Here is a 13400-nt window from a genome sequence, read left to right as displayed (position 1 = left end):
AGTTTGGTTTTTTTGGAGTAGTTGTGTAAACACGCGTACATACACCTCTTCTTTTAGGACAAGAATCTAAAGCAACCGATTTACTCTTCTTAGTGATTTGAGTTCTTCCTGTTCTTACTAATTGTTGAATAGTTGGCATAATTAAATACTAAAAATTACTTGTTTATAAAATTCCCGCTTTTTACGGGGTTGCAAATGTAGTACTTTTTTTTAAATAAAAAAATCATAATTAATTAATTTTCAATAAGATTTCTCAACTAAAGAAAATTTATATTAAACTCTGAATTTTTGCGTTATTTTTACATCGGTAACAAAAATTCAAAAATGTTGGCTCTCTAGCCCCGATTGAAGCGGTTGCCTTGCACTAGCGTAAAGCGGGAATTACCTTCACCGATAAATCCAAATGCTTCGCTCAAAAAACAATACAATTGAATAGAATTAGTTTCATTTTACTTTTTTTGATTTCTCAAAATAGCTTTGGGCAGCAATTGTATTTGAAAATTATAGGCAATAATGAATTGCAAACAAAAACTATAGACAGTATTGGATACATCAAATCATTTAATGATGCCAAGGGTGTTTTGGATGAAACCAATTTGTTTTCAAAAAAGCTTTCCCAAGTAGGATTTTTAGAACACCAATTAATAGAAAATAAAAAGGTAAACGACAGCACTTTTTCATACCTCTATAATATAGGTGCAAAAACAAATTTCATACATATATATATAGGTAAAAATTTTGCGGCTGGAAATTGGAATTTATACACCGTAAAAAATGATACTTTAAAGTTGCCATTTGGCGAAAGTGAAGCCTTTTTAAATTATGCAATAAAAAAGTTGGAAACAGAGGGATTCTCAATGGCAAAAGTACAATTGAAGAATCTGAAAAAATACAGCAAATTCGTGACTGCCGATTTAAGCGTAACGTCGGACAAGAAAAGACAGCTGAACGATATTGTAATTAATGGTTATGACAAATTTCCGGAAGGTCATAAAAACAACTTGAAGCGACTTTACAAGAAACGGATTTTTAATCAAACAAATTTAGACAAGTTATATAAAGACATTTCGCAGTTTCAGTTTGTTAAACAAACTAAATATCCAGAGATTTTATTCACCAAAGACTCAACCAAAGTGTTTGTGTATGTAGAAAAAGCAAAGTCGAATTCATTTGACGGCTTTATTGGTTTTACAAATGACGAAAATAAAAAGTTGATTTTTAACGGATACTTAGATTTGACTTTAAACAACGCCATGAATAGCGGGGAAAAATTAGAACTTTATTGGAAAAGCAACGGTCAAGACCAAAAGACATTTCGTGTAGGCGCTGAAATTCCGTATGTTTTTAAAAGTCCGATTGGGATGAAAGTGCAGTTGCATATTTTTAAACAAGATAGTACGTTTCAAAATACACAAACAGCAATTGATTTTGGGTATTATTTTAACTACAATACCCGTTTGTATCTTGGCTATCAATCGGCAGAGTCTAGTGATATAAAAAATAGCAACACTTTATTATTAAGTGATTTTACAAATAAATTCTACACAAGCAACTTTGAATTTATAGCTTATAAAGAAGACGATTATTTATTTCCCGAAAAAAGTAACATTAACGTTAAAATTGGAGCCGGAAGTCGTAATTCAAAATTTCAAAGTAACAATCAGTTTTTTGGAAGCTTGAATGTTAGCCATAATTTTTATTTTAATCAGAAAAATATTATAAATATAAAAAGCTTCAATTACTATCTTCAAAGTGATGAATATATAATAAATGAACTTTATAGATTTGGAGGGATCAACTCTATTAGAGGTTTTAATGAGAATAGTTTACAAGGAAATCTGTTTTCATCCCTACTTACCGAATACCGTTTGGTGCTCTCGCCAAGCATCTACCTTCACTCAATAATCGATTATGCTCATTTTCAAGACAAAACAACCAACTTAAACGGCAATCTACTTGGCTTGGGATTTGGTTTTGGATTACTAACCAAAAACGGATTATTTAATTTTGTATACGCCAACGGAAGTACAAAAGATCAAGCGATACAAATATCTAATTCTGTTGTTCATATTAGTTTGAAGGCTACATTTTAAATTGAATTAAAATAAATTGAAAAAAATTAAGATAATATTAGGATAATTAAGATTAATTTAAGAATTTTGTTAAACTAACTAAATACTTATATTATGAAATCAAAGTTAAATTTATTATTAACGCTATTTCTATCGTTAATTATTCAAAATGCTTTAGCGCAAGAAAAAGTTGTTTCCGGGGTTGTAAAAGACGCTAACGGAAAAACTTTGCCTGGGGTTAACATTATCGTTAAACAAACCAAAACTAGTGCTCAAACTGATTTAGATGGAAAATATTCCATCAAGGCTAATGAAGGAAGTGTATTAGAATTTTCATTTGTTGGAAATAAAAATTCAACTATTACTGTAGGTAAAAGTAATTCCTACAACATTTTAATGCAGAGCAATTATGAGGTAATGGACGAAGTAGTTGTTGTGGGATATGGAACCCAAAAGAAAAAAGAAGTTACCAGTTCTGTATCAAAGATTAAAGGATCAGATATTCAAGGCTTGATAACTCCAAGTTTTGAAAGTCAGTTAGCTGGTCGTGCTTCGGGTGTACAAGTAACAACATCAACTGGAATAGTTGGTGCTGCTCCAAGAGTAAGAATTAGAGGTGTTGCTTCTATCAATTCTGGAACACAGCCCTTGTATGTAGTAGATGGCATCCCTATGTATTCAGGAGATCTAGGAGGATATGCTGATGCAAACGCTTTAGGAGATATTAATCCAAATGATATTGAATCTTTTGAAATATTAAAAGATGGAGCTGCCGCTGCTATTTATGGCTCAAGAGCTGCAAATGGAGTAATCCTTATAACAACTAAAAAAGGGAAAAAAGGTACAATGAGGGTAGACTACAATATTACTTCTGGTTTTGCTTCACCTTTTAAAACATTTGATTTATTAAAAACTGCAGATTTTTTAACTATTTCAAATGAAAAAAGAACTAATGCTGCACAAGCTCCATGGGCTGCTGGAAGTGATTATGATACGGATTGGCAAAGCGCAGTATTAAATAGAAGTGCATATCAAATGGATCATAATTTATCTTTTAATGGTGGAAATGACAAAACAAAATACTATATGTCAATGGGTTATTCTACTCAAGAAGGAGTTGCGGTATCAAATGAAATGAATCGTTACTCATTTAGAAGTAGTCTTGATCATCAAGTTGCTAATTGGCTTACAATTGGAGCAAATATTGGATTAACAAGAACAGAATATGATGGACTTAATACCGGTAGAAATTCATTGTCAGGTAATATGTTTAATGCCATTAGACAATTACCTAATACCTCTATTTATGATAGTTCAAACCCAACTGGATATAACATAAACTTATCAACTGGAAATGTAGGGCAAGGTACAAACTTGCAACCTGTAGGTGACAACATTTCAAATATTGCTTATGTATTAAATTTCAATAAATTTAAATCAAAAATTAACAGAACTATAATTAGTGCTTTTGCTTCTGCTGATATTGTAAAAGGTCTTAATTACAGATTTCAAGCAAGTGCTGATAATGCTATTACTGGTGGATTTTTATATTGGAACCCTATTCATGGTGATGGACGCGGATCTAATGGTAGATTACAAAATAGTAATACTGATTTAATGAGATGGAATACTCAAAACATATTAAATTACAATACAACTTTTTATGATAACCACAACATTTCTGCAACAGCAGTTGTTGAATATCAAAAAGAAAGAAATCAAAGTTTTTTTGGTGTAGGAACTAATTTATTAGATGAATTTTACAACCAAAACTTAGTTACAGGTTCTTATGGAACTCAAGAATCTGGAGGAGGAATTACCGAAATTGGAATTATGTCATATTTAGGAAGACTTAGCTACAATTATAAACAAAAGTACTTTATACAAGGTTCATTTAGAAGAGATGGTATTTCAAAACTTGCTCCAGAAACCAGATGGACTTCATTTACAGGATATTCTGCTGGTTGGAATATTGCAAAAGAGAGTTTTATGTCTAATCTAAATAAATATATTTCAGATTTTAAATTAAGAGCTTCTTATGCAGAAATTGGAAATACAGAGATTGGAACTTATCCATACCTAGGTCTTACTTCTGCTTCGCAATATGGGGCGTTAAATGGAATTGCTTTCACTCAATTCGGAAACGATCAATTACAATGGGAAACTAGTTTAAAGACAAACTTTGGAATTGATTTAGCTTTTTACAACAATAGAGTAAAACTAACTTTTGATTATTTCAAAAATGAAACTGATGGATTAATTTTAAATTCACCTGTTCCGCCTTCTTTAGGTGTACCTAATAATTCTATTAGCAAAAATATAGGATCAATGCTAAATGATGGTTATGAATTTGGTTTAGATGTAAATTTAATTAACAATCAAAATTTTAAATGGGATGTGAATGCTAACTTAACGCTTCAATCAAACAAAGTGACTAGTACTCCTAATGGAGTAGATTTAATTGGAGGTTCTTCAAGTGATGTTAATATTGCTCCAAATATAATTATAAGACAAGGTGAATCATTGAACTCTTTATATGGTTTTCAATATTGGGGTGTAAATCCAGCAAATGGATTCCCAGTATATTATAAAGCTGATGGTTCATTAGTACAAGGAAATCCTGCAAGTCAATCTTATTCAGTTTTTGATCCAAACAACCCTTCAAATACATCAACTGGAGCAACATTAACTCAAGCTGACAAAAAAATATTAGGAAATACAATACCGAAATATTTTGGTGGTTTCAGCTCAAGAATGTCATATAAGAATCTTGACTTAAGTTTCTTAATTCGTTTTAGTGGTGGTAACAAGATTTTTAACTCTACTCGACGTGAATTAATGAATCAAAACTTAAACAACAATGGAGCAGAAATATTAGGAAGATGGCAAAGTGCTTCAAATCCTGGAGATGGATGGACACCTATTTTATATGCTAACTCTAATACCTTTTTAAATCAATCAAGTAACGCTACAACAAGATTTGTAGAAGATGGTGACTTTATTAGCTTTGACAACATAACTTTAGGGTATAATTTTCCAAAAAAATTAATGGAAAAAATTAAAGTGGAAAATATTCGTCTTTTTATTCAAGGACAAAACTTATTTATGATCACAGATTATACTGGATTAGATCCTGAAATGGAAACAGCAGGAGTTGATATAAATGGAACTCCTAGAGGTACAATATTTTCAATGGGTATTAATGTAAAACTATAAAACAATATGAAAAAATATATAAAAATAATCTTATTAAGCTCAATTGCTTTAGGATTAAATTCTTGTAATGAAGATAATTTACTTGATTTAAAACCAATAAATCAAATCTCAGTTGACGACTCCTTTTCTACTCCAACTTTAATTGCTAGCACAATTAATGGTATGTATAATGCCGCAGCTATAGGTCAATATAACTCTACTAGCCCTAACGGCGGTAGAGGATACATTTGGGGAGCAGCGTTTATTCAACAAAATGATTGTAGGGGTGAAGATGTAGTAAATACACAGGCTTTTTATCAACTTACTTACACCACAACTTACGATACAGGAACAGCTAATAATGTGTATTATTGGGTAGATGGGTATCGATTAATTAATAGATGTAACCTAGCTATTGAGGGTATAACAAATGCAGTTAGCAAAGGTGTAATTTCAAGTGCAATAGGTGATGACTACATAGGTCAAGCTAAATTTTTGAGAGCAATTACTCATTTCGAGTTATTAATGCATTTTGCAAGACCTTATCAATTTACTGCCAATGCATCACATGCTGGAATTCCATATAGAGAAGTTGGCATTGATACACAAGCTGAAATTGATTCTGAAATTGTAAAAGGAAGAAATACAGTAGAAGAATGTTACACAAAGATTATTAATGATTTGAATGATGCTGAAATCAAAATTACAAATATTACTAAATCAAAAGCTACCAAAAATGCAGCAATAGCATTTAAAACTAGAGTTTATCTGCACAAAAGAGATTGGAATAATGTTATTTTAGAAGGAAATAAATTAACTAGTAGTGGACTTGCATTAACAACAAATCCTAAAGATCCATTTATATTAGCAAATAATCTTTCAAACACAGAAACAATATTTTCAATACAACACGCTGCAACACTTAACCCAGGAGTTAACGCAGCTTTAGCTTCTCAATATAGAAGAAGATTATTGGTTTGTATTAGTCCAATAATTTGGAGAGATCCTAGTTGGTTAACCGACGATAAAAGAAGAGAAGATAATTCTACTTCATCAAGTCCAGGAACTGGAATGGTATTTACAAATGCTGGAAGAAAATATACAAACAAATACACTGATGATGTAAATTATACAGATGCTGCACCTATTATTCGATATGCAGAAGTTGTTTTGAATATGGCAGAAGCACATGCGAGAAAATCTTCACCAGATTTAACATCTTCATTAACTTTATTAAATAGTGTTAGAAATAGAGCATTAGCTAATCCTACAACACAAGCTTATACTTCTACAACTTTATCAAATCAATCAGATATGGTAGGTGCTATATTAAAAGAAAGAAGAATTGAGTTTTTAATGGAAGGTCGTCGTTGGGGTGATATTCATAGACTTCAGGGTGATAATTTATTTCCTATAGATGGTATTCCAGCTAAATTAGCTAGTGGAAATCCAGCTGCTTCAACATTTACCTTGGGTACACCATATACAGGTCCTTATGGTTTAGCAAATATTCCATCTACTGACTTCAAATTTTTATGGCCAATACCTCAGTTAGAAACTGCTAGTAATCCAACTCTTGCAGCACAACAAAATCCAAGTTGGTAGTAAATATAAAAGTTAGTTATATTTATAAAAACCATCACTTTATTAGTGGTGGTTTTTTTTATACCTTTGCCCCATGGAAAAAGAAAATCAAATCTTCGGAATTAGAGCTATTATTGAAGCTATTAATGCTGGAAAAGAAGTAGACAAAGTGTTTATTCAAAGTGATGCTCAAAGCGAATTGATGCAAGAGTTGATGAAAACTATGAAAAAACACAGTGTGAATTTTTCTTATGTTCCTGTCGAAAAACTTAATCGATTAACACCAAATAACCACCAAGGTGCTGTAGCTACCATTGCTCCTATTTCGTTTATAAAACTAGAAACTCTAGTTGACAGTGTGGTAGAAAGCGGAAAAATGCCTTTGTTCTTAATATTAGACCAATTGAGTGATGCTCGAAATTTTGGCGCAATTATTAGAACTGCCGAATGTACAGGAGTTGACGGAATAATCGTTCAAAAGACTGGTTCTGCACCTGTAAATGGAGACACCGTAAAAACTTCTGCCGGAGCGGTATTCAATGTGCCTATTTGCAAAGTAGATCATATTAAAGATGCGATTTTTTACCTTAAAGGAAGCGGAATTAAAACGGTGGCTGCTACCGAAAAAACTGAGGATAGTATTTATGACATTACTTTAAACGAACCTGTTGCTATCATCATGGGAAGTGAAGACCGCGGAATCAATCCATCGGTATTGAAAATTGTTGACGCAAAAGCTAAGTTACCGATGTTTGGAACTATTGGCTCTTTAAATGTTTCTGTGGCTTGTGGTGCTTTTTTATATGAAACGGTGAGACAAAGAGGTTAATTTACATCTTCTTTTTCTGAATTTTCTTCCTTATAAATATACACATACTGTATAGGCTCAGTAATTTGCTCCTCTAATTCTTCTGGCGGTGGTGGCGGATTTACAAAATTTCCGTTTTCATCAAATCGTTTCATAAACGGATCGGTGCTTGGATCAAAATCGGGTTTTTCCCAATCGTACTGAATGTCTTTCACATAATCGGGAGTTTTAAACTTAACCGAAAAAACAAACCCTGTAATTAATCCTGCCAAATGTCCTTCCCAAGATATCGTTTTATCTATTTCAGGAAAAACATACCATACCATACCGCCATACAAAACTACAACTGCCATTGACAATGCCATCAATCTATAATATTGTGTTCGCAATCCTTTAAAGAAAATAAAGGAAACCAAAACATAAATCAATCCGCTTGCGCCAATATGGAATGATTCGCGACCAATAATCCAGGTTATTAATCCGGAAAGTAAAATTCCATAAACTAAAACCTTTAATGAAACTTCTCTATAAAAATAGATTAGTGCGGTAGTTAAAATAAAAAGTGGCAACGAATTATTTAAAATATGATTCAAATCGCCATGTAAAAACGGACTAAAAATTACCCCCTGCAAACCAGAAAAGGTGCGTGGTAAAATGCCATGTTGATTTAAATGTAAATGAAAATTGGAATCTAAATAAAAAACAAACCAAATCACAACCAACAAAAACGAAGGAATTATCCAAGTTGCTGGGGAAAATTTAAAATGATTTAGTTCGTTAGCGTGTCTCATAAGAAATTGTTGCTCTTAAATTTGTTTATCAAAAATACAACCAAAATAATTTTAATGCTATTTTGTCAGCGCATTCTTGTCATTCCGAAGTATGAGGAATCTCATTAAGTTATCAAGATTATACGATTTCTCTTTCGTAGAAATGACAAAAAAAGAGAATAAATATGTAATTTTACCCCATGGAAGCACCATTAGCCGAACGCATTCGTCCGCAGAAACTAGAAGATTACATTAGCCAATTACATTTAGTTGGACCTAATGGATCGCTTACGCAACAAATTGCGCGAGGGGTTATTCCGTCTATGATTTTTTGGGGTTCGCCAGGCACCGGAAAAACTACTTTGGCGCAAATAATCGCCAATCAAAGCAACCGTCCTTTTTATGAATTGAGTGCTATCAATTCGGGCGTGAAAGACATTCGCGATGTAATTGAAAAAGCCAAACAAAGTGGCGGATTGTTCACAGCTAAAAATCCAATTTTATTCATTGATGAGATCCATCGATTTAGCAAATCACAACAAGATTCATTATTAGCAGCCGTAGAAAAAGGCTGGGTAACTTTAATTGGAGCCACAACCGAAAATCCAAGTTTTGAGGTAATTCCGGCTCTACTTTCTCGTTGTCAGGTTTATGTGTTGAATCCGTTTTCTAAAGAAGATTTAGTGTCACTTTTAGACCGAGCGATAAAAAAGGATGCAATTATTTCTGCAAAGAAAATTAAAATCAAAGAATCCGAAGCACTATTGAGACTTTCTGGAGGTGATGGACGCAAGCTATTAAATATTTTTGAACTCGTTGTAAACGCAAGCCCTGAAGGTCAAATTGTGATAACAAATGACAAAGTTCTTGAATTGGTACAACAAAATACTGTTTTGTATGACAAAACAGGCGAACAACATTATGATATTGTTTCGGCATTCATCAAATCCATCCGCGGAAGCGATCCTAACGGAGCAGTTTATTGGCTTGCCCGAATGATTGAAGGCGGTGAAGATGTAAAATTCATTGCCCGACGCATGCTGATTTTATCTAGTGAAGATATTGGAAATGCAAATCCAACCGCTTTCATAATGGCAAATAATACGTTTCAGGCGGTTTCAACAATTGGTTATCCAGAAAGCCGAATTATTTTGAGTCAATGTGCCGTATATTTAGCAACTTCTCCAAAAAGTAATGCAAGTTATATGGCGATCAATGAGGCACAAGCGCTTGTAAAACAAACTGGCGATTTGCCAATTCCAATACATTTACGAAATGCACCAACCAAGTTAATGAAAGAGTTGGGTTATGGAGAAGAGTACCAATATTCGCATAATTATGCCAATAACTTTAGCGAACAAGAATATTTACCAGACGCCATTAAAGAAACGAAGTTATATGATCCTGGAACTAATTCCCGTGAAAATGGAACCCGTGAATTTTTAAAAAACCGTTGGAAAGATAAGTACGGATATTAAAATGTAATATTAATCAATTCTGATTTTAAAACATTCCCTTCATAATATTCAAAAAACCAATTGCTATCTTTTTTTAATAGCACACCTGAAATAGAATCTCTTTTAGCTAAATAAATATCTTTTGAAGTTGTTTTAAATAATTGAAATAACTTATAATCACTTGCTACAGTAATAAGATTATATCCGGTTTCTGTAGCAATTACATTATACTTTTTCTCAGCTATTTGACCTTGAGCAATTTCTTTTTGTAAAGGCTCACCAATCATACCAAGGCTTTTTTGAGAATTCTGAAACTGATGTGTTTTCAATATTGAAAAATTATCAAATGCCATTCTGAGTGCTTCATTGTAGGCAACTCTATACTCTTTTTCTTTACTTGTACCTTGTTCTGAAGTTGCAAGAATATTCCCTTTGCAATCTTTTATAGTTATTTTCAACTTGGTAATAAAGATAGTACTGTTTTCTGTTACATCTACAAATATTTTATTACAATAAGAAAGTATAAATTCATCAGGAGCAGCTTCATTGTGAAAATAAGTTTCGAAACCATATTTTTGAAGATACATTTTAGATAATGTATTTAAATTATGTGCGTTTTCCTCCTTTGAAAAAGCAAATTTTGAAGGCAAAATGGCATATTTATATTCGTTGAGATTTTGAGCAATTCCAACAAACGAACTCAATAAAAACAATACTAAATACTTTTTCATTATAAATAATTTTTAATTTCAATTAAATGAGTGACTTGCTTAATTCCACTTGGAACTTCTTTATTATTCTCGTTAAAATAGATCGCATCCATTCCAAAATTTAATGCGCCATTCACATCAGCATCTATGCAATCTCCAATCATAATGCTCTTTTGCTTGTCGGCATTAGCCGTATGCAAGGCAAATTCAAATATTCTTGGATTGGGTTTCTTAACCCCTGCCATTTCAGAGTTGGTGATGGTCTTAAAATACTTTTCGATACCTGAATTTTTCATCTTTCCGGCTTGAACTTCATGAAATCCGTTGGTAATAATATGCAAATTATATTTCGGCTCCAAATAATCTAAAATGGCAATTGCGCCATCAAAAAGATGATTGGATTCAGGCAAATATTTAATATATTCAACAGAAATCAAATCGATTAACTCATCGGAAATTTCATAATTTATTAGATCAAAAGTATCCTTCAACCTGCCATAACGCAACTCAGCTTGAGAAACTTTTTCATGTCGGTATAATTCCCAATATTTCAAATTTAAAGGAACATAATGCTTTAAAAAAACATCCAAATCAACTTGAATTTGATTCATCGCAAGCACTTTTTCAAATGCCAACGCAGAGTTTTTTTCAAAATCCCAAAGGGTATGATCTAAATCAAAAAAAATATCGGTAATGTGTTCCATTGGCTATAAAATTCCTTCATCTGCAAAGCTATAAAAACTGGATTCGGTTATGATTACATGATCCAATACCATAATTTCCATATGCTTTCCAGCTAATTGTAGCTTTCGGGTAATATCTTTATCCGATTCACTTGCAAGCAATTTTCCTGAAGGATGATTGTGGGTCAAAATTAGTGAAATTGCATTGTATTCTAAGGCCGTTTTAAAAATTATTCTAGTATCAACAACGGTGCCTGTCATTCCGCCTTTTGAAAGTTGGGCTTTATGAATTACTTTATTGGAATAATTCAAAAATAACACCCAAAATTCCTCATGTAACAACTCCCCTATTAGGGGCTGCATGATGTTAAATACCGCTTTACTGGATGTAATTTTTTGCAACTCCGCTGCATCTTCCGAGCGTCTGCGACGCCCTAATTCTAATGCTGCTGCGATCGAAATGGCTTTGGCTTCGCCAATTCCTTTAAAGTCCATTAACTGCTGAATGGAAAGCTTGCCCAATTGGTTCAAATTATTATTTGCAGAGGCTAAAATGCGCTGACACAATTGCACAGCACTTTCGTTTCTAGAGCCTGAACCTATTAAAATAGCAAGTAACTCCGAATCGGATAAAGCTGCTTTTCCTTTATGTAAAAACTTCTCTCTAGGTCGATCGTCTTCTGCCCACTGATTTATTGGAGTATACATATTTTGGCATATTTGAATTATACCTAAAATACGATTTTAAATCGGCATTAAAAAACTATTTCATCAAATCCTTAACCTCATCAAAGTTCAATCCTCCATAATTTCCTGAACTCATCAGTAACAAAGCGGAATTTTCAAAATTTTGACTGAATAAGAAATTCTTAAAATCGGAAGGATTGGTGTAAATAATCAAATCATCGCGCTGAAACGATTGTGCAATTTGATCGTAAGTCACTTCTTCTAGTTGCTTAATCTTAACTGCATCTGGCGAATAGAAAACCACAGCAACATCTGCAGCATCAAGAGCTCCCTGATATTCTTTAAGGAATTCGGCATTCAAACTACTATAAGTATGTAATTCCAAACAAGCAATTAAATTTCGATTTGGATATTGATTTTTTACCGCTTGAGTTGTAGCAGAAACTTTACTTGGTGAATGAGCAAAATCTTTGTAGGCAACTTTTCCTTTTCCTTCTGCGATTTTTTCTAATCGTTTGCTTGCACCTTTAAAGCTAGCGATGGCTTCATAAAAATCGGCTTCATCTACTCCCATACATTGGCAAACCCATTTGGCGCCAGCTAAATTATTTAAATTATGCGCTCCAAAAACCTCAATTGGCATTGGCCCTTCTGGTGTTTCCAGCATGGTTGTTCCATCTTCTACAGTATATGATGGAGTTGCATAAGGCATTCTACGAATGGAATTGGTAGTTTCTTCGGCTACTTTTTTAACCGTTACATCCTCTTCATTATAAACTAAAATACCGCCTTTGGTAATTTGGTTTACAAAGATTTCAAATTGCTCTACATAGTTTTCAAATGTTGGAAAAACATTAATATGATCCCAAGCAATCCCAGAAAGCAAAGCGATATTGGGTTGATATAAATGAAATTTTGGTCTTCTATCCATTGGAGAAGACAAATACTCATCCCCTTCTAAAACAATAAAATCATTGGTTTCCGTTAAATGCACCATGGTATCAAAACCTTCCAATTGTGCTCCAACCATATAATCCACCTCTATATTATGGTAATGCATCACGTGTAAAATCATAGAAGTAATGGTTGTCTTCCCGTGAGATCCACCAATTACAACTCGGGTTTTATTTTTTGACTGTTCGTATAAAAATTCTGGATAGGAATAGATTTTCAAACCCAATTCTTGTGCTTTAAGCAACTCAGGATTGTCAGCCTTAGCATGCATTCCAAGAATTATTGCTTCAATATCTTGAGTAATTTTTTCGGGGAACCAACCTAGTTCCATTGGCAATAATCCTTTCTTTTCTAGTCTCGATTTGGAAGGTTCAAAAATAGCATCATCGCTACCTGTAACTTGGTAACCTTTACTGTGTAATGCTAAAGCTAAATTGTGCATAGCTGCACCACCAATGGCTATAAAGTGTGTTCTCATTT

General features: G+C 33.0%; 10 protein-coding genes and 1 pseudogene. 5 read left to right on the top strand and 6 right to left on the bottom strand.

The features are described 5' to 3' along the window. Positions 1-139: pseudogene (locus tag ABWO08_RS08215) on the bottom strand (30S ribosomal protein S12); the annotation flags it as partial. A 289-nt stretch (positions 140-428) separates the two neighbouring features. Between ABWO08_RS08215 and ABWO08_RS08210 the strand changes: the two are divergent. The 4 genes from ABWO08_RS08210 to rlmB all read left to right on the top strand — a co-directional run bounded on the left by ABWO08_RS08210 (position 429) and on the right by rlmB (position 7680). Further along, on the top strand, positions 429-2093 hold the full coding sequence (locus tag ABWO08_RS08210) for a BamA/TamA family outer membrane protein (RefSeq protein ID WP_353085054.1): 1665 nt from the start codon (positions 429-431) through the stop codon (positions 2091-2093). 93 nt (positions 2094-2186) lie between these two features. After that, positions 2187-5288: a SusC/RagA family TonB-linked outer membrane protein gene (locus ABWO08_RS08205; RefSeq protein WP_353085053.1), complete on the top strand. Its 3102-nt coding sequence runs from the start codon at positions 2187-2189 to the stop codon at positions 5286-5288. Between the two features lie 6 nt (positions 5289-5294). Further along, entirely contained in the window at positions 5295-6872 is a 1578-nt protein-coding gene (locus tag ABWO08_RS08200; protein WP_353085052.1) for a RagB/SusD family nutrient uptake outer membrane protein, read from the top strand. A gap of 73 nt (positions 6873-6945) precedes the next feature. Beyond that, entirely contained in the window at positions 6946-7680 is a 735-nt protein-coding gene (gene rlmB, locus ABWO08_RS08195; protein ID WP_353085051.1) for a 23S rRNA (guanosine(2251)-2'-O)-methyltransferase RlmB, read from the top strand. Here the strand turns inward: rlmB and ABWO08_RS08190 are convergent. Beyond that, positions 7677-8450, bottom strand: coding sequence for a rhomboid family intramembrane serine protease (locus tag ABWO08_RS08190; RefSeq protein ID WP_353085049.1), 774 nt, complete (start codon positions 8448-8450; stop codon positions 7677-7679). The two genes, rlmB and ABWO08_RS08190, sit on opposite strands and share 4 nt — an antisense overlap. Positions 8451-8629: 179 nt before the next feature. Here ABWO08_RS08190 and ABWO08_RS08185 point away from each other — a divergent pair, with 179 nt between their 5' ends. Next, positions 8630-9907 (top strand): replication-associated recombination protein A, encoded by a 1278-nt coding sequence (locus ABWO08_RS08185; RefSeq protein ID WP_353085048.1) that lies wholly within the window; start codon positions 8630-8632, stop codon positions 9905-9907. Here ABWO08_RS08185 and ABWO08_RS08180 read toward each other — a convergent pair. The 4 genes from ABWO08_RS08180 to ABWO08_RS08165 are packed head-to-tail and all read right to left on the bottom strand — an operon-like array spanning position 9904 to position 13398. Further along, the gene (locus ABWO08_RS08180) at positions 9904-10617 is read right to left on the bottom strand and encodes a hypothetical protein (RefSeq protein WP_353085046.1); all 714 of its coding nucleotides are present in this window, start codon (positions 10615-10617) and stop codon (positions 9904-9906) included. The two genes, ABWO08_RS08185 and ABWO08_RS08180, sit on opposite strands and share 4 nt — an antisense overlap. Then, a complete protein-coding gene (locus tag ABWO08_RS08175) occupies positions 10617-11300 on the bottom strand; it encodes a YjjG family noncanonical pyrimidine nucleotidase (RefSeq protein WP_353085044.1) in 684 nt (227 codons plus the stop codon). The genes ABWO08_RS08180 and ABWO08_RS08175 overlap by 1 nt, the downstream gene beginning before the upstream one ends. Before the next feature lie 3 nt (positions 11301-11303). Beyond that, a complete protein-coding gene (gene radC / locus ABWO08_RS08170) occupies positions 11304-11987 on the bottom strand; it encodes a RadC family protein (RefSeq protein WP_353085042.1) in 684 nt (227 codons plus the stop codon). A 55-nt stretch (positions 11988-12042) separates the two neighbouring features. Further along, entirely contained in the window at positions 12043-13398 is a 1356-nt protein-coding gene (locus ABWO08_RS08165) for a UDP-N-acetylmuramate--L-alanine ligase (RefSeq protein ID WP_353085040.1), read from the bottom strand. Positions 13399-13400 lie beyond the last annotated feature (2 nt).

The organism is Flavobacterium sp. (assembly GCF_040383245.1).
Classification (GTDB): Bacteria; Bacteroidota; Bacteroidia; order Flavobacteriales; family Flavobacteriaceae; genus Flavobacterium.
Note: the sequence above shows the minus strand (reverse complement) of the source record. Positions and strands in the feature narration are given on the sequence as shown.